Annotated in this window: 14 protein-coding genes; 7 read left to right on the top strand and 7 right to left on the bottom strand. The window is 62.9% G+C overall.

Going from position 1 to position 17917, the window contains the following annotated elements; genetic code table 11:
• The first annotated feature begins 122 nt into the window (after positions 1-122).
• The 4 genes from OOT33_RS01785 to OOT33_RS01800 all read left to right on the top strand — a co-directional run bounded on the left by OOT33_RS01785 (position 123) and on the right by OOT33_RS01800 (position 4583).
• Complete coding sequence (locus tag OOT33_RS01785; RefSeq protein ID WP_307748264.1) at positions 123-3041, top strand: helicase-related protein; 2919 nt, start codon at positions 123-125, stop codon at positions 3039-3041.
• Between the two features lie 63 nt (positions 3042-3104).
• Positions 3105-3383, top strand: coding sequence for a S4 domain-containing protein (locus OOT33_RS01790; RefSeq protein ID WP_307748266.1), 279 nt, complete (start codon positions 3105-3107; stop codon positions 3381-3383).
• A 92-nt stretch (positions 3384-3475) separates the two neighbouring features.
• On the top strand, positions 3476-3814 hold the full coding sequence (fdxA, locus tag OOT33_RS01795; RefSeq protein WP_307748267.1) for a ferredoxin FdxA: 339 nt from the start codon (positions 3476-3478) through the stop codon (positions 3812-3814).
• A 238-nt stretch (positions 3815-4052) separates the two neighbouring features.
• Positions 4053-4583 (top strand): CarD family transcriptional regulator, encoded by a 531-nt coding sequence (locus OOT33_RS01800; protein WP_307748268.1) that lies wholly within the window; start codon positions 4053-4055, stop codon positions 4581-4583.
• A 243-nt stretch (positions 4584-4826) separates the two neighbouring features.
• Here the strand turns inward: OOT33_RS01800 and OOT33_RS01805 are convergent, their stop codons facing one another.
• Positions 4827-6197 (bottom strand): IS1380 family transposase, encoded by a 1371-nt coding sequence (locus tag OOT33_RS01805; protein ID WP_307748129.1) that lies wholly within the window; start codon positions 6195-6197, stop codon positions 4827-4829.
• A gap of 58 nt (positions 6198-6255) precedes the next feature.
• Positions 6256-8916 carry an aminopeptidase N gene (gene pepN / locus OOT33_RS01810; RefSeq protein ID WP_307748269.1) on the bottom strand — a complete coding sequence of 887 codons (2661 nt, stop codon included), beginning with the start codon at positions 8914-8916 and terminating at the stop codon, positions 6256-6258.
• A 74-nt stretch (positions 8917-8990) separates the two neighbouring features.
• Here pepN and OOT33_RS01815 point away from each other — a divergent pair, with 74 nt between their 5' ends.
• Complete coding sequence (locus tag OOT33_RS01815; RefSeq protein WP_307748270.1) at positions 8991-9851, top strand: SDR family NAD(P)-dependent oxidoreductase; 861 nt, start codon at positions 8991-8993, stop codon at positions 9849-9851.
• A gap of 134 nt (positions 9852-9985) precedes the next feature.
• Here the strand turns inward: OOT33_RS01815 and ssb are convergent, their stop codons facing one another.
• From ssb to OOT33_RS01830, 3 genes are read right to left on the bottom strand one after another with little or no spacing between them, the layout of a single operon-like run.
• Positions 9986-10516: a single-stranded DNA-binding protein gene (gene ssb / locus OOT33_RS01820; protein WP_307748271.1), complete on the bottom strand. Its 531-nt coding sequence runs from the start codon at positions 10514-10516 to the stop codon at positions 9986-9988.
• Between the two features lie 35 nt (positions 10517-10551).
• Complete coding sequence (locus OOT33_RS01825) at positions 10552-12411, bottom strand: FeoB small GTPase domain-containing protein (protein ID WP_307748272.1); 1860 nt, start codon at positions 12409-12411, stop codon at positions 10552-10554.
• Complete coding sequence (locus OOT33_RS01830; protein WP_307748273.1) at positions 12408-12686, bottom strand: FeoA domain-containing protein; 279 nt, start codon at positions 12684-12686, stop codon at positions 12408-12410. The genes OOT33_RS01825 and OOT33_RS01830 overlap by 4 nt, the downstream gene beginning before the upstream one ends.
• A 148-nt stretch (positions 12687-12834) precedes the next feature.
• On the opposite strand from OOT33_RS01830, the gene OOT33_RS01835 reads away from it, so the two are divergent.
• On the top strand, positions 12835-14106 hold the full coding sequence (locus tag OOT33_RS01835) for a Bcr/CflA family efflux MFS transporter (RefSeq protein WP_307748274.1): 1272 nt from the start codon (positions 12835-12837) through the stop codon (positions 14104-14106).
• An 84-nt stretch (positions 14107-14190) separates the two neighbouring features.
• On the opposite strand, the gene OOT33_RS01840 is transcribed toward OOT33_RS01835, so the two are convergent.
• Positions 14191-15744 (bottom strand): amino acid permease, encoded by a 1554-nt coding sequence (locus tag OOT33_RS01840; protein WP_307748275.1) that lies wholly within the window; start codon positions 15742-15744, stop codon positions 14191-14193.
• A 188-nt stretch (positions 15745-15932) separates the two neighbouring features.
• On the opposite strand from OOT33_RS01840, the gene OOT33_RS01845 reads away from it, so the two are divergent.
• Entirely contained in the window at positions 15933-16100 is a 168-nt protein-coding gene (locus OOT33_RS01845) for a hypothetical protein (protein WP_307748276.1), read from the top strand.
• Between the two features lie 440 nt (positions 16101-16540).
• Here the strand turns inward: OOT33_RS01845 and OOT33_RS01850 are convergent, their stop codons facing one another.
• Positions 16541-17911: an IS1380 family transposase gene (locus OOT33_RS01850; RefSeq protein WP_307748129.1), complete on the bottom strand. Its 1371-nt coding sequence runs from the start codon at positions 17909-17911 to the stop codon at positions 16541-16543.
• Positions 17912-17917: the final 6 nt, after the last annotated feature.

Raw genomic sequence — 17917 nt, forward strand, 5'->3', positions numbered from 1 at the left:
GTTAATGTCAAATTAAAGCGGCGGATTTCCGCCACACTTCGAGGTGAGACGTGTCCGTTGACCGACCAACCGGCCCGAGTCGCGGTCTTGCATCTCCTGTCCCCATGCACGACAAGGCGACCATGGCCCAATTTTCCCGCGCTCCGGTTACGGCGGTGCTCGGTCCCACCAACACCGGCAAGACGCATCTCGCGGTAGAGCGGTTCTGCGCGCATTCCTCCGGCATGATGGGTTTTCCGCTGCGGCTGCTGGCGCGCGAGGTCTATGACCGGGTGGTGGCGCTCAAAGGCCCCAAGGAAGTTGCGCTCATCACCGGCGAGGAGAAGATCGAACCTCAAGGCGCGCGCTGGTATCTCTGCACGGCGGAGTCGATGCCCCTCAACAAGGATTTCGCGTTCGTCGCGCTCGATGAGGCGCAACTGGGCACCGATCCTGAGCGCGGGCACATCTTCACCGATCGCATCCTGCGCGCGCGTGGGCGGGAGGAGACGATGATCCTCGGCTCGGGCGCGCTTTCCGGCATGGTGCGCGCGCTACTGCCGCAGGCGGAGATCATCTCGCGCCCGCGCTTTTCCACACTGTCCTATGCCGGAGCTAAGAAGCTCTCGCGCCTGCCCAAGCGCTCCGCCATCGTCGCTTTCTCGGCGGAGGAGGTCTATGCAGTGGCGGAGATGCTGCGGCGGCTGCGCGGCGGCGCGGCGGTGGTGATGGGCGCGCTCTCGCCCTCCACCCGCAACGCGCAGGTGAAGATGTTCATGAACGGTGACGTCGATTATCTCGTCGCGACGGACGCGATCGGCATGGGCCTGAACCTCGATGTCGCGCATGTCGCCTTTGCCTCGCTGCGCAAGTTCGACGGGCATCGCACCCGCCGCCTGACCATCGCCGAAATGGCGCAGATTGCCGGGCGGGCAGGAAGGCATCAGAAGGATGGCACCTTCGGCTCGCTCGGCGGGGAGGAGGGCGAAGGCGCGTTCCGGCCCGAGGAGATCGAGGCGATCGAGGCGCACGAATTTCCGCGCATCGAGCATCTCTACTGGCGCGATGGCGCGCCGCCGCTGGATGCGGGAATAGATGCGCTGATCGCCGCGCTGGAAGCCCGGCCAGACCGGCCAGAGCTGCGCCCCGCGCCCCAAGCGGTGGACCTCGCCGTATTGAAGGCGATGGCGGACGACGCGGAGGTGCGTGCCCGCGTCCGCTCCACCGCGCAGCTCCGCCGCTTGTGGGATGTGTCCGGCCTGCCCGATTTTCAGAAGCTGGGGCCAGAGCATCACCGCGCCAGCGTCGCCCGCCTGTGGCGCTTCCTCTCCGAAGGCAACGGCCATATCCCGCAAGACTGGTTCGCGGGACAGGTCGCCCGGCTCGACAATGCGCAGGGCGATGTCGATACCCTCTCCGGGCGCATCGCGGCGGCGCGCACCTGGAGCTATATCGCCCACCGGCCGGACTGGCTGGCCAACCCCGCCGACATGGCCGAACGCACGCGCGCGCTGGAGGAAAAACTCTCTGACGCGCTCCACGCCGCGCTTACCCAGCGGTTCGTTGACCGGCGCACCTCGGTGCTGCTGCGTGACCTGGGCCGCAAAAATGAACATTTGCCGGTCGATATCGATGCGGATGGGTCTGTGCATGTCGATGGCGAGCCGCTAGGAAGCCTGAAGGGATTCCGCTTTCACGTCGATCCGCAGGCGCGGGGCGGGGACAGGAAATTGCTGTTGGCCGCGGCGGAGCGGCGACTGGGAAAGATGTTGACCGTGAAGGCCGAGGAACTGATTGCCGCGCCGGATGGCGAATTCGCGCTGAGCGCCACGCCGGGCGAGACGCCTGGCCTGCTGTGGCGCGAGGAAAAGGTCGCGATGCTGCACGCCGGCCCCGCGCTGCTCCACCCGGAAGTGCGGGTGGACAAGACAATCGTCGCGCTGGGGCAGGATGTCGCCAACCGCGTCACCGCGCGGCTCAACGCCTGGATGCAAGCCCAACACGAACGCCACCTTGCGCCGCTGCTGAAGATTGCGGAGCTTTCGACGCAGGAAGACACCCCGGCGGTCGTGCGGGCGCTGTTGATCCAGCTCGGCGACGCGGGCGGCATCATCGCGCGGGTCGACCTTGACGACGCGCTCAACCGGCTGGACAAGGACCAGCGCCAGATCGTCCGCAAGGCGGGCTTCACCATCGGCGTGCTCGATATTTATCATCATGCGCTGTTGAAACCCGGAGCGGCCCTCTGGCGTTTGGCTCTCATGGCACTTCAACGCAACAAACCGATGCTGCCCCTGCCTCCGGCGGGCGCGGTGGTGCTAACCCTCAAAGCGCGCGAGGAGCAGATGGGCGCCGCGCGCGCGGGCTATCGCAGCTTCAACGACACGCAGATCCGCATCGACATGATAGAGCGCATCGCGCGCGGCGGGCATGAGGCGATCGCCAAGAACGAGCGCTATGACGCGGCATCGCCGTTCATCGTCTCGCTGGGTCTGGCGGAACCTCTGTTCAACCAGATCATGCGTGGCGCGGGCTTCCGTCCTGTGATCCCCAGGCCGGTGGAACCTGTGACGGAACAGGCGGCGGACGACCCTGAAATGCCGAAGGAATTGCCGCCCATCCCGCCTTCCGAAGACGAGCCGGGCGAAACTCCGGCAGAAACGCCTCCGCTGCCCGACGATCCGGCCCCAGCCGCCCCGCCGCAGGAGTTTCCCGCCGGTGAGCCGACAGAAATCCCGCTGTCAGACCCAGCCCCCACTCCGGATTCAGCCCCGGAAGCCGCCAGCCCCGCCGAGGCTCCACCTCCTGCGGGCGCGAACTGGGTGTTTCGCGGGCGCTACAAGCACAAGGACCGGCAAGAACGCCGCTTTGGCGGTGCTCAGGCCAAGGGGGCTCAGCCCGGTCCGGCGCGCAAGCCCCGGCAGGAGGGGCAGGAAAAACGCTCTGGCCCGCCGCGCGAACGGCCAGACCGTCGTTTCGCCCACAAGGATGCCGCGCCTGCCCGCCCGGCTGGCGGCGGCGCTTTCGCCGGTCTTGCCGATTTGCTGGCGGGCAAGGAATAAAAGGCTTTGGCCAGCAGCTCGCCAGCCGCATCTTCCGCTCCCATCCCCCAGCATGGCCCATCCATGCGGATCGACAAATTCCTCTGGTTTTCCCGCCTCTCGAAAAGCCGCAGTACGGCACAGGCAATGACAGAGCAGGGGATCATGCGGCTGAATGGCCGCCGGGTAGACCGCGCGCACAGCCCCATCCGCGTTGGCGATCTCGTGACTCTCGTGCAGGGGGATCGCATCCGCGTGGTGCGCATCCTCGCGCTTCCGGTCCGGCGCGGTCCGGCACCGGAGGCTCAGGCGTGCTATGAGGATCTGACCCTGTCCACGGAGCATACATCCCAGGGAGCGTAACTTGATGTTGACGCGGCCGCAGGGCGGGAATAGCAGGTCTGAACAGCATCATAACTGCGTCTTGCCGACGTGAGTGAACAGGGAAGATAACGATGACCTATGTAGTGACCGAGGCCTGCATCCGCTGCAAATATATGGACTGCGTGGAGGTTTGCCCCGTCGATTGCTTCTACGAGGGCGAGAATATGCTGGTCATCAACCCCAATGAGTGCATCGACTGCGGCGTGTGCGAACCGGAGTGCCCGGCCGAGGCGATCCTGCCCGATACCGAAAACGGCCTGGAAAAGTGGCTGGAGCTGAACACCAAATATTCCGCTGAATGGCCGAATATCACCAGCAAGGGCGCCGCGCCAGATGATGCCGACGATCACAAGGGCGAGGAAGGCAAGTTCGAGAAATATTTCTCGGAGGCGCCCGGCGCAGGCGGCTGAATACCCACCCCATAAACTGGAAATTTTCAGTCTTAACAACCAGCTGGAGCGGATTTCCGCTCCGGGCTGGTAATTTTGTTACGAATCTGTTAAAAGGGCAACGAGGCGGGGAAGTCGCACCTCGTCAGGAGTAAATTCGTAATGCCCCAAGCGTCTCCGCGCGCCGCTCCGGAAACACCGAGGTTCTGGTGCCATGTCGCGGCCTGATGCTCCCTTTGAGATTATGGAAAGGTTTCCAATGGCTGCAAAGGCCCTGTCTTTCGATGTCGGCGATTATGTTGTTTATCCCAAGCACGGTGTTGGTCGGGTGATCGAGCTGCAAAGCCAGCAGATCGCCGGAATGGACCTCGAATTGTATGTATTGCGCTTCGAGAAGGAGCGGATGACCCTGCGTGTCCCCACCAACAAGGCGGAAAGCGTGGGGATGCGCAAGCTCTCCTCCAACAAGACGCTGAGTGAGGCGCTCGATACGCTGAAGGGCAAGCCCAAGGTCAAGCGCACCATGTGGTCGCGCCGCGCGCAGGAGTATGAAGCGAAGATCAACTCCGGTGATCTGGTTTCGATTGCCGAGGTGACGCGCGATCTGTTCCGGCCTGATGACCAGCCGGAGCAGAGCTATTCCGAGCGCCAGATTTTCGAGGCTGCGTCGAGCCGGCTCGCGCGCGAACTGGCGGCGATGGAAGAGACGGACGAGCGCGCAGCGCTCAAGAAGATTCTGGACATCCTCAATGAAGCCGCGCCGAAATATGCGCGCGACAAGGCGGAATAAACTCCACCTCTCATTGTAATCAACAAAAGGGCGCCGCGATTGTGGCGCTCTTTTCTTGTGCCCTCAGCCGGCTAGCCCGCACTATTCATGAGGCCTCCGCTCCGGGTTCGTGCGAGCATGGTTTGTCGGTCGCCGGGTGATCAGAGCAAGCTCCTCCGGCGGTTTTTTCACCGCGTCAGGATCGATGGGCTTTTCGAGGTTGAAGGACGAGGGCTCGGGCTTTGGGCGGCACTGCCGCGCTGGTTATGTGGGTGCCGGCCGGAGGCCGGTGGCAATGGTTCTGAACAGGCTGGCATCGGGACAGGCTGACGCGAAGGCGACGCGGATGCGCGTAGCGGTTTCGATGATGCGGGCGGCGACCTTGAGCAACCGCAGGCGCAGCGTTGCGAACTCGGCGGTGGCGAGCGCGGCAGCCTTCGGGATTTCCTGCTGGATGCGCCACACGAGCCAGTAGGCGGCGGTGTGCAGGATGAGGCGCATCTGGTTAGCATTGGCTGAGCGGCACGAGGTACGATCGCTGGCAAGCTGGGTCTTGTGGCGCTTGATCAGGTTCTCGGCGTTGCCGCGCGCGCAGTAGAGGGTGTCGTAGATATGCTCAGCCGAACCTTCGGCCAGCGAGGTGACGACATAGCGGATGTCCATGCCCAGCGTGCTGGCCTCGATCCGGGCGACGACGCGGCGCTGGCACTTCCAGCTCTTCGCGCCGTAGCGGGTCTCGGCATAGTTGCGCAGGACCGGATATTGGCGCTGAGCCCGCTTAACCGCGCAGGCATCGGCGGCAGCGACGATTTCGGGATCAGCACGCAGCGCGGCGTTGGTCGGCAGGCCGAACACGTAGTCGACGCCGGCCGCCTCGCAGAAGGCCATGACCTCGGGCCGGCCATAGTGCCCGTCGCCGCGGATGGTGATGTGCGTTTCGGGCCAGTGCCGGCGCAGATGGCGCACCAGGCGCCGGATGTGGCCGGCAGCTTCGGCGCCCGACGGTGTCTTGCCGGTGCGCAGCAGCATCGCCACCGGTCGGCCGGTGGCAGTGTCGTAGACATGGATCGGCAGGAAGCAGCGCTCGCCATGATGCCCGTTCCAGAAGGAGAGCTGCTGATAGCCATGAACAACGTCACAGGTGTCATCGATATCCAGCGTCACCGCCGCCGGCGCGGCGGGGTAGCTGGTGCAGTAGATGTCGATCATCGCGGCCATCATCCTGGCCAGCTCGCGTGTGGTCGGCGCATTTTCCCACCGGCTCATCGTCGGTTGGCTGGCCAGCCCCGCGCCCGATCCCGGCAGCTTGCCCAGCGCCAGGCGGAAGCCCGGATCGTCGCGCAGAGCGTCGAGATCATCGGCGTCTTCATAGCCGCAGGCGATCGCGAACACCCGGGCACGCAGGATGTCATCAAGGCGATGGATCACCCGCACAGGGTCCCGCGGATCGGCAATGCAAGCCGCAAGCCGCCGGCAAAGCCCCATCGCGCGCTCGGCCTGTGCCAGCAGCAGAACACCGCCATCCGAGGTGAGCCGACCTCCGTCGAACGCGGCTGTGATCTTCTTGCGCCCGATCGCTGGAAACGAAAATCCCGGCGCGCTATCATCGCTCCCGGCGGGTGTGGCCCGTGGCATAAATTGCCTCGCTGCAGGACTGGTCTAGACACCCATTTTCCTACATCAAAGCAATCGCTTACACCACTCCCGCCAACCCTTCTGACCAAGCCCGATGAATAAGCCGGGCTAGGCTCTTGCTCACCTGCTCGGTCACGTCTTTCGAAAGGCCTGGCTGCGCGAGGATCCGCTCAAGCGCCTCGCGCATCCGTCCCGCGCGCGGCTCGGCAAAGCGGCGGTGCCGGCCCAAGGGGGGCACCATCCGCGCCGCCGTCTGCGGGTTGATGGGATCGAGGGCGAGGATCAGGTCTGCCATCAGGCGATAGCCCGCACCCTCGCCCGAATGAAACGCCCACTGGTTTGCACCGAATGCGCCATAGACTGCGCGCACGCGGTTGGGGTTGGAGAGGGTAAAGTCCGGGTGCTGGCCCAGCTGCGCCACAATATTCACCGTGTCGGGATGGAAGGCCAGCGCCTGAGTCTGGAACCATTTGTCCAGCACCAGTGCGTCCTTGCCATAGCGGGCATAGAAATCGTCGAGCGCCGTCTGGCGTTCCGCGCACTCGATGCTGGCAAGCACGGCGAGCGCGCCTTGCCGCTCGGTCATGTTGTGCGCTTGGCTGTATTGCGCATAGGCCAAGGCCGGGCCATCCTCCGCGCCGGACGCGACGATATAGCCCAGTGCGACGTTCCGCAGCTTGCGCGCGCCCTTGTCAGCGCCCGAAAGCGAAAACGCATCGCGCGCCGTGCGGTCATGCACCTCGCGCCACAGCGGCAACAGGGCTTGCCCGACCTCGCTCAACAACGCCTCGCGCGCCGCGTGGATTGCGTCGGGGTCGACCAGCGCCATCTGGTCTCCCACATAGGCCTCGCCCGGCAGGCGCACCGCCTCGGCAATGAAGGCATCGTCGAGCGCCCTATTGGTGAGAGCTGTGCGGATCGCATCGATCACCGCGCCGCTCTCGGGTTCGCCGTTCGCCATGCCTTCGGTCAGCGCGCCGAGCATCAGCAGCTGCATCGCCTCATAGCGCGCGAAGGGGTCGTCATCGCTCGCCGCGAGAAACGCCAGCTCGTCCGGGCTGCGATGCATGTCGACGATCACCGGCGCGGAAAAGCCACGGTTGATGGACAGCACCGGCGCTGCGCGTACGCCCTCGAACACAAAGCTCTGCTCGGCCTCATTGAGCACCAGCAGCCGTTCCTCAATCCGCCTGCCCGATTGCCGGTCGAACAAAGCGGTGCGCAGCGGCAGCACCATCGGCGCCTTGTTCACCTGCCCCGGCGTGTCGGGCACGGATTGGCTCAGCGTCAGCGTGGCGGATTGGCTTTGCGCATCATGGCTCAGCACGGCGGCGACGCGTGGTGTGCCGGCCTGGGCGTACCACAGGCGAAACTGGGATAGGTCGATAGCCCCGCCTTTCTCCATCGCCTTCACGAAATCCTCGCAGGTCGCCGCCTCGCCATCGTGCCGTTCGAAATAAAGGTCAGTGCCCCGCCGGAACCGCTCATCGCCCAGCAGGGTCGCCATCATGCGGATTATCTCCGCTCCCTTGTTGTAGATGGTGGCCGTGTAGAAGTTACTGATTTCCATGTATGATTCAGGGCGGATAGGGTGGGCGAGCGGCCCCGCATCCTCCGGGAACTGCGCAGCGCGCAGCGTGCGCACATCCTCGATCCGCTTCACCGCTTCGCTACCCATATCGGCGGAAAAGCACTGGTCGCGATAGACGGTGAAGCCTTCCTTGAGGCTCAATTGAAACCAGTCCCGGCACGTAACGCGGTTGCCCGACCAGTTGTGGAAATATTCATGGGCGACCACGCCTTCCACCGCGTCGAAATCGAGGTCGGTCGCGGTTTCGGGGTCGACCAGGATGTAGCGGCTGTTGAAGATGTTCAGCCCCTTGTTCTCCATCGCACCGAAATTGAAATCGGCCACCGCGACGATATTGAACACGTCGAGGTCATATTCCCGGCCATAGACGCGCTCGTCCCACGCCATGCTGTCTTTCAGCGCCTTCATCGCGTGGCTTGTGCGCGGCAGGTCGGCCTCGCGCACCCAGATGCCGAGTTTCACTTCGCGGCCGCTCATCGTGGTAAAGTTGTCGGCGTTGCAGGCAAGGTCGCCCGCCACCAGCGCAAACAGGTAACATGGCTTGGGGAAGGGGTCGTTCCAGCGCGCCCAGTGGCGGCCATTCTCGCTTGTCCCGCTTTCCACCGGGTCGCCATTGCTGAGCAGCACGGGGTACAGCGCCTTGTCCGCCTCCATGCGCACGGCATAGCGAGAGAGGACGTCGGGCCGGTCCGGGAAAAAGGTGATGCGGCGAAAGCCTTCCGCTTCGCATTGGGTACAGAGCAGGCCGCCGCTGGCGTACAGCCCCATCAGTTGGCTGTTCCTGGCGGGAGAGATGGCGACGATTGTTTCTACAACATGCGCCTCGCCGATCAGAGGCACGGTGAGCGGCGCATCGCCCTGCGGCCAGATTTCCCTGGGCAGTGGGGTGCCGTCAACGCTGACCGACATCAGTTCCAGCGCCTCGCCATCGAGCACCAGCGGCCTGTCATGCGCGCCATTGCGGGTAACGGAAAGGCGGGCGGTGACTATCGTGCGCTCGGCATCGAGCGCGAAGTCGAGCGCGATGTCCGGCACCAGCCAGTCCGGCGCGCGATAGTCTTCGCGGCGGATCACGGTCGGGGTGGCGGGGGCTTCGGCAGGGGCGGAGGCGGTCTGGATATCGAGCATGGCCTCTATCTAGGCGCGGGTGCGGCGCTGCACAATCGCCTTGCATCGGATCTGAACTGCTATTCTATGGCAACATGACGCAGGAAATGCTCATTTTTGGCATGGGATACACCGGAACGCGCCTTCGCGACGCACTTTTGGCGCGCGGCTGGCGCGTAACCGGCGTGCGGCGAGAGGCAAGCGAGGGGGTATTGGCATTCGACGATGTCGCGGGCATCCGCGCTGCATTAGCCCGCGCCACCCACATCCTCTCCTCCGTCCCGCCCTATCCAACAGGCCAGGATCCGGTGCTAGAGCATTTCCACGTGGAAATAGCCCTCGACAAGCGCTGGGTCGGCTACCTCTCTTCCACCGGCGTATATGGCGACACCGGCGGTGCCTGGGTCGATGAAAGCGCGCCCATCGGCACCGGCCGCCGCTCCGCGCGCGCTTCGGCAGACCGGGCCTGGCAGGCCTTGCGCGCAGATATACGCGTTTTCCGGCTGCCAGGAATTTACGGCGCGGGACGCAGCGCGCTGGACCGGGTACGGGAGGAAAAAGCCAATCGCATCGACCTGCCGGATCAGATCTTCAGCCGCATTCACGTGGATGACATCATCACCGCCGTCCTTGCCAGCTTCGATGCGCCCCCCGGTGTTTACAACGTCGCGGACGACACGCCTGCCTCGCAGAACGCGGTGATAGAATATGCCTGTGATCTGCTCGGCTTGGCCGTGCCGCCGCTGCTTCCCCTGGAGGAGGCAAAGCTCAGTCCGCAAGCGCGCGCCTTTTATGCCGAGAATCGCCGCGTTGCTAACGGCAAGGCCAAGCGCCTGCTACGGTGGCGTCCGGCCTTTCCCGATTACAGGGCGGGATTGGCGATGTTGTTGGCGGCCGAAAGGTTATCCGCGAGATTTGCCCCCGGCGCATCGCCAGCGAAGCTGTATGCGGAATAGAGCACGCCGGCCGCCCATAACAGCGCGGCCCAGCGACTCCTGAACAGACGAGATAAACCGATCATGCCAACCAAAATACCGTCGCCCGGTTAAAGTGACGTGCCCGCCGATAGTTAACACCTACAGCGCGGGCTTCAGAACGGTACTTCGTCGTCCAGATCATTGCTGAAATTCGGTTCAGGCGAGCGGTCACGCACCGAGCTGCCGCCGGAGCGCCCGCTGCCATAGTCGTCATAATCACCTCCGCCATAGCCGGAGGAGCCTCCAGACCAGTCATTACCGCCTCCGCCGGAGCGTCCGCCGCCACCGCCGGGCGCGCCATCGAGCATCGTCAGGACTGCTCCCGGTCCCTGCAAGACCACCTCGGTCGTGTAGCGGTCATTGCCGGACTGGTCCTGCCATTTGCGGGTGCGCAGCTGCCCTTCGATATACACCTTGCTGCCCTTGCGCAGAAAACGCTCCGCGACTCCCGCCAGCCCTTCGGAGAAGATCGCCACCGTATGCCACTCGGTGCGCTCTTTCTTCTCGCCGCTGTTGCGGTCTTTCCAGCTTTCAGAGGTGGCGATGCGGATGTTGCAGACTTTGCCGCCATTCTGAAAGCTCTTTACCTCGGGGTCCGCGCCCAAATTGCCGACCAGAATGACCTTGTTGACGCTGCCTGCCATGGAATGACTCTCTCTTGGAAATGGGATGGCAGTCCTTATAGCCCCAAGCCGACCGCCGTCCAGTAGGTGAGGCCAGCTGACACGTAGGCGAGCACGAAAAGATACCCCACCATGAAGGCGGGCCACTTCCAGCCGTTTGTTTCGCGGCGTGTGACCGCGATGGTTGAGATGCATTGCGGGGCAAACACGAACCAGGCCAGGAAGGCGAGGGCGGTAGGCAACGACCACTTGCTTTTGAGACGATCGCCGAGGGACTGCTCCAGCCGCGCCTCGTCATCTCCCGCGTCGATGCTGTACGTGGTGGCGAGAGCCGAAACGGCCACCTCACGCGCTGCCATAGCAGGGATGAGGGCGAGGGAGATGTCACGATTGAAGCCGATCGGCGCCAAAACGACATTTAGTCCCTCGGCTATACGCCCGGCAGCGCTATAGGAGACCGGCGAGATACTTGATCCTGCGGGCGGCTTAGGGAAGCTCAGCAATGCCCACAATATGATGGTGGAGGCGAAGATGATCGTGCCCGCGCGCTTCAGGAAGATAATCGCCCGTTGCCACAGACCAAGCGCGATGTCGCTCAACCGCGGCCACTGATATTTCGGCATCTCCATCAGGAACCCGCTGCTCTTGCCCTTCGCCACCGTGCGGCGCAGGAGCAAGGCCGCGACCATCGCGCCCACAATTCCCCCGACATACAGCGCAAACAGCACCAACCCCTGCAATCCTATGCCATAGCCGATGGTGCGCGACGGGATAAACGCGCCGATGATGAGCGCATAAACCGGCAGCCGCGCCGAGCAGGTCATCATGGGCGCGATGAGGATCGTGGTCAGCCGGTCCTTTGGATCCGAGATCGAGCGGGTGGCCATGATACCCGGCACGGCGCAGGCGAAGGAGGAGAGCAATGGAATGAATGCCCGGCCGGATAGGCCAACACGCGCCATCAGCCCATCCATGATGAAGGCCGCACGGGTCATATAGCCGGTAGCTTCGAGCATGAGGATGAAAAAAAACAGGATGAGGATCTGAGGCAGAAAGACGATCACCGATCCGACACCGTTGATCGCGCCGTCTACCAGAAAAGACCTGAGATAACCCGGACCGGTCGCTTCTGTAGCCAGATCGCCCAGCGTTCCAAACCAGCCCTCGATCATCGCGATTGGCGCCTCGGACCAGGCGTAAACACCCTGAAACATCACGAAGAGCAGCGCAAAAAGCAACAGCGGCCCCAACACGGGATGCAGGGCCACACTGTCGACCGCGTGGGTAAGTCGCCGCGAAGGTGTTTCACTCACGATTGTGGCAGCGGCCAGCTTTTTCGCGTAGCTGCGCCGTTCTTCGAAACTCATGCGCGCCGGCTGGGGCCTGAGTTGCACGGCTCCGGGGCCAACCAACAAGGTCAACGAACCGATCAGATGGTCTAAGCCACGCTTGCGCACCGCAACCGTGGGGACAACGGGTACGCCTATTGCCTCGGAGAGAGCGTCAGGGCTGAGCTCAATGCCGTCGCGGGCCGCGAGATCGACCATATTGAGGGCGAGCACGGTTGGCAGTCCAAGCTCCAGCACCTCCAGCGCGAAACGAAGGTTGTTTTCCAGATTACTTGCGTCGGTTACGATGATGAGAGCGTCGGGTAATCGTTCTCCCGCTTGTTTACCCATCAGGACATCGCGCGTCACCTGCTCGTCCGGACTGGCGGGGGTGAGGCTGTAGGTGCCCGGCAGGTCTACTAGTTCAATCGGGCGGCCATCGGCCAGGCTCATACGCCCGGACTTGCGTTCCACGGTTACGCCGGGATAGTTGCCCAACTTTTGCCGAGCACCTGTCAACGCGTTGAACAGCGCGCTCTTGCCGGCATTGGGATTGCCGATCAGTGCGACAAGCGGCGCGGGCGTCATGACGTGGCAGATGCCTCGTTTGATTTCGCCGCGTCCGGGCCTGTACGCACATGGATGGCGGCCGCATGCTCGCGCCGCATTGCGATAGTCATGCGACCGACCTGGCACGCCAACGCACCACGCCCCAGCATGCCGCCTCGATGCAATGTCTCGATGGTGGAGCCTTCGTCCACGCCAAATTCCCGCAGCCGTTGGGCTTCGCCGAGGGAGAGAACGTCCCAATCCACTCGATCTACATAGGCGGCGCGTCTCAGAGGAAGGGTGTCAAGTCGCAAGGGTGTTTCCTGTTTTGCGAACGATTATCAATATCTCTGGAAAAAATCGAGTCCTTTTTGCCGATGCGACGAGTTGAAGCGAATATTCTGTACGGGGGCGAGTTCCACTCTGGCTTTCCAGGCATGCTCGTTCATAAGGCACGGCATCATGATTTCTCCCGATCCACACCCTCCCCACAGTCTGCATCTTCATCTCCCCGGCGCTCTTGGCCTGCGCGAGTTCGTGTTGATGATGTCGGCGCTGATGGCGATGACGGCATTGTCGATCGACACGATGTTGCCGGCTCTGTCCGACATCGGCCGGGATCTCCACGTCTCCAACGCAAACAACCGGCAGTCGGTCATCACGCTGTTCTTCATGGGAATGGCGTTCGGTTCACTTTTTTACGGGCCCTTGGCGGACCATTTCGGGCGCAGGCCAGTGCTCATCGGTGCGCTGGTGCTCATGTTGATTTCGACGCTTTTGTGCACTTTCGCGCCTTCGATGGCACTGTTGCTGGTCGGTCGGTTCATGGCCGGATTCTGCGCGGCAGCCTGCCGAGTCATCGTCTTGAGCGTGGTGCGGGACTGTTATCGGGGTGACATGATGGCCCGCATCATGTCGCTCATCATGTTTACCTTCATGATTGTGCCGATGGCTGCACCTTCGTTGGGCGCGTTGCTCCTGTTTATCGCGCCGTGGCGATTTATCTTCGGCTTATTGGCGATCCTGATCGGCGGGATGCTGGTGTGGCTTGCGCTGAGACTGCCGGAGACGCTCGATCCCGCACACCGGATCCCTGTCCATCCGCGAGAGCTTGCTCATACTTTCGTCCGGGTGATCAGTAACCGAAGCTCGCTGGGCTATATGCTGGCGAGTGGCGTGATGATGGGAGGGCTCTTGGGTTTTCTCGTTTCTGTGCAGCAGATATTCTTCGACGTATTTCACGCGCCTGGGCTGCTTCCCCTGGGATTTGCGCTGATCTCCGCATGGATGGCGGCGGGCAATCTGCTTAACGGAAAGATGGTGCAACGTTTCGGCGCCCGGCGCATGAGCCAGAGCGCGGTGATCGCGGTGATCCTGCTTTCGGCGGTGCATTATTTCATCGCGAAAGCGGAGCTGGAGAATGTGTGGATTTTCATCCTGATCCAGGGGATGACCACATTGTGCTTTTCCTTTGCGGGCGTAAATTTCAGCGCCATCGCCATGGAGCCTTTTGCGCGGGGGGCGGGGTTTGCGTCGTCGTTTCAGGCGTCGTTGACGACGTTTATCTCGGTCATATTGGGTGGGGTGGTGGGAGCCGCGTTTGACGGCACCACATTGCCCATAGCCCTGGGTTTCCTTGGTTTCGGATCCGGCACGCTGCTGCTGATCCTGTGGGCGGAGCGGGGCAAGCTGTTCACGCGGCCCCGCCACGCCCATTTGAGGGTTGGTCAGTAGAGGGCTTTTTCCACGTGGAAAGCATGTTTCGGATCGGCAACGATCAGACGCCGTTTCCGATCAAAATAGCCTTTTTACAATGACTTATGCGTCATTTCCGCCTGGAGTATGCGCTCCTGGCAATGGCGGCACCGGCTGGGGTGGGACATCGGCGTCATCCTCGTGCACGTCGACGATTCCGCGGCCCACGAAGCTGTGGTTGCGGCTGTAGAGGAAGTAGACGAGCAAGCCGATGACGGCCCAGCCGACGAACATCATCTTGGTCTCGTAGCCTAGCGACCAGAACAGATAGACGCAGCCGACTATCGCGACCGGCGCGGTAAACGCGATCCCCGGTGTGCGAAAGGGGCGCCTGCGCGCCGGGTCTGTCCGCCTCAATACCAGCACGGCGATCGAGACGGCGGCAAAGGCGAACAGAGTGCCGCTGTTGGAAATGTCCGCCAGCTTGCCCACCGGGAAAAACGCCGCGAACAGCGCCACGAAAATGCCGGTAAGGATCGTCACCACATGCGGCGTATGAAATTTCGGGTGAATCTTTGAAAACATCTGCGGCAAGAGGCCATCGCGGCTCATCACGAAGAAAATACGCGTCTGGCCGAACATCATCATCAGGATGACCGAGGGAAGGGCCAGACCCGCCGCGAGGCCGATGAGGTTGCCGATCTGCGGCCAGCCAATCGAGCGCAGGGTCCAGGCCAGCGCCTCCTTCGAGCAGACGACGGCTGCATCGCCGATGGCCGCGCACTGCTGGCTCAGCTCCATGCTGCCGGGTGCCAGAGCCGCGCCGCCCGCGCCTGATACCGGTTGCGCGCCCACGCTGCCGATCACGCCTGCCGCCACGAGAATATAAAATACCGTGCAGATGCCGAGCGAGCCGATCAGCCCGATCGGCATGTTGCGCTGAGGGTTTTTCGTTTCCTCCGCCGCCGTGGAGACCGCGTCGAAGCCGACATAGGCGAAGAAGATCGACGCCGCCGCCGCCGAAACGCCTGCGAAGCCGAGCGGCATGAATGGGGTGAAATTGTCCATGTTCATCACAGGCACGGCGAGGACGATGAACAGCGAAAGCGCCGCAACCTTCACACACACCAGTACCGCATTGACGATAGCGCTCTCGCGCGTGCCGATAACCAGCAGCCAGGTGACGAGCAGGGCGATGCCGAAGGCGGGGAGGTTGACGACCCCGCCGTCATAAGGGCCGCGCACCAGCATGTCTGGAATATCTATCGAAAAGGCGTTCTCGATCAGGCCGACGACATAGCCTGACCAGCCGACAGAAACCGCGCCTGCCGCCACCGCATATTCGAGGATCAGCGCCCAGCCCACCATCCAGGCGATCAGTTCGCCCATGACGGCATAGCTGTAAGTATAGGCAGAACCGGAAACCGGCACCATCGCGGACATCTCGGCATAACACAGCGCCGCCACCGCGCAGACAAAACCCGCGATCACGAAGCTGAGCATCATGCCGGGACCTGCCTTTTGGGCGGCCTCGGCAGTCAGCACGAAAATGCCGGTGCCGATCACCGCGCCGATGCCCAGCATGGTGAGCTGGAATGCACCCAAAGACCGGTTGAGAGACTTCTTCTCTGCCGTCGCCAGAATCGAGTCCAGCGGCTTGATACGGCCAAAGATCATAGAGATGTGTCCTTTATGTCCAGCGCACCCACCACGCACATGAAGCGGCGAGACTAGCCGCTTCTGCGCATCGTGCAAGCAAAACGCTCTGACCAAATCTGGCGCCCCGGCGAACATATCCTATTGTCTATTTATTTAGTTGAGATAAGAGTGGTGCTTCGAACAGCCCAGTATGGCGGAGAAGGCGCATGAGCAGAGAATTTTGGCTTGCCGAGGTGGCGCACAGCAAAGTCGGACTGAGGATGCCCCGCCGCATCTCTTCCGGCCTTGGCTGCATCGAGGGGCTGATGGTGGGCCTGCCGCTCAGCCTGCTGTTCTGGGTTGGGGCTTATATGCTGGGCGATATCTGGTTGTGAGCCGAGGGGGGGCGGCTGGGTTGAGGATTGAGGGGTGCTTTGAGCAGCTTGGCTGAAGTGTGTGGTTTGATCGCTGATTTGAGCTGTAGGTTGCTGACTTTCAAGAAGCAAGTGTAGAAAAGCTATTAATGTAACTGCTTATCCATAGCAACAACGCACCATTACCGATTAGATTTACTTCGCGATTACTCTTTATGCCTTGATAACGTCATTTCCTCGTGCCAAGTCCCACGCAGGGCGCGTATCGTAACAGTTCTCATAAACCGATTTAGCCCGCACTATTCATGAGGCCTCCGCTCCGGGTTCGTGCGAGCATGGTTTGTCGGTCGCCGGGTGATCAGAGCAAGCTCCTCCGGCGGTTTTTTCACCGCGTCAGGATCGATGGGCTTTTCGAGGTTGAAGGACGAGGGCTCGGGCTTTGGGCGGCACTGCCGCGCTGGTTATGTGGGTGCCGGCCGGAGGCCGGTGGCAATGGTTCTGAACAGGCTGGCATCGGGACAGGCTGACGCGAAGGCGACGCGGATGCGCGTAGCGGTTTCGATGATGCGGGCGGCGACCTTGAGCAACCGCAGGCGCAGCGTTGCGAACTCGGCGGTGGCGAGCGCGGCAGCCTTCGGGATTTCCTGCTGGATGCGCCACACGAGCCAGTAGGCGGCGGTGTGCAGGATGAGGCGCATCTGGTTAGCATTGGCTGAGCGGCACGAGGTACGATCGCTGGCAAGCTGGGTCTTGTGGCGCTTGATCAGGTTCTCGGCGTTGCCGCGCGCGCAGTAGAGGGTGTCGTAGATATGCTCAGCCGAACCTTCGGCCAGCGAGGTGACGACATAGCGGATGTCCATGCCCAGCGTGCTGGCCTCGATCCGGGCGACGACGCGGCGCTGGCACTTCCAGCTCTTCGCGCCGTAGCGGGTCTCGGCATAGTTGCGCAGGACCGGATATTGGCGCTGAGCCCGCTTAACCGCGCAGGCATCGGCGGCAGCGACGATTTCGGGATCAGCACGCAGCGCGGCGTTGGTCGGCAGGCCGAACACGTAGTCGACGCCGGCCGCCTCGCAGAAGGCCATGACCTCGGGCCGGCCATAGTGCCCGTCGCCGCGGATGGTGATGTGCGTTTCGGGCCAGTGCCGGCGCAGATGGCGCACCAGGCGCCGGATGTGGCCGGCAGCTTCGGCGCCCGACGGTGTCTTGCCGGTGCGCAGCAGCATCGCCACCGGTCGGCCGGTGGCAGTGTCGTAGACATGGATCGGCAGGAAGCAGCGCTCGCCATGATGCCCGTTCCAGAAGGAGAGCTGCTGATAGCCATGAACAACGTCACAGGTGTCATCGATATCCAGCGTCACCGCCGCCGGCGCGGCGGGGTAGCTGGTGCAGTAGATGTCGATCATCGCGGCCATCATCCTGGCCAGCTCGCGTGTGGTCGGCGCATTTTCCCACCGGCTCATCGTCGGTTGGCTGGCCAGCCCCGCGCCCGATCCCGGCAGCTTGCCCAGCGCCAGGCGGAAGCCCGGATCGTCGCGCAGAGCGTCGAGATCATCGGCGTCTTCATAGCCGCAGGCGATCGCGAACACCCGGGCACGCAGGATGTCATCAAGGCGATGGATCACCCGCACAGGGTCCCGCGGATCGGCAATGCAAGCCGCAAGCCGCCGGCAAAGCCCCATCGCGCGCTCGGCCTGTGCCAGCAGCAGAACACCGCCATCCGAGGTGAGCCGACCTCCGTCGAACGCGGCTGTGATCTTCTTGCGCCCGATCGCTGGAAACGAAAATCCCGGCGCGCTATCATCGCTCCCGGCGGGTGTGGCCCGTGGCATAAATTG

The organism is Sphingobium sp. DEHP117 (assembly GCF_030867385.1).
Lineage (GTDB): Bacteria > Pseudomonadota > Alphaproteobacteria > Sphingomonadales > Sphingomonadaceae > Sphingobium.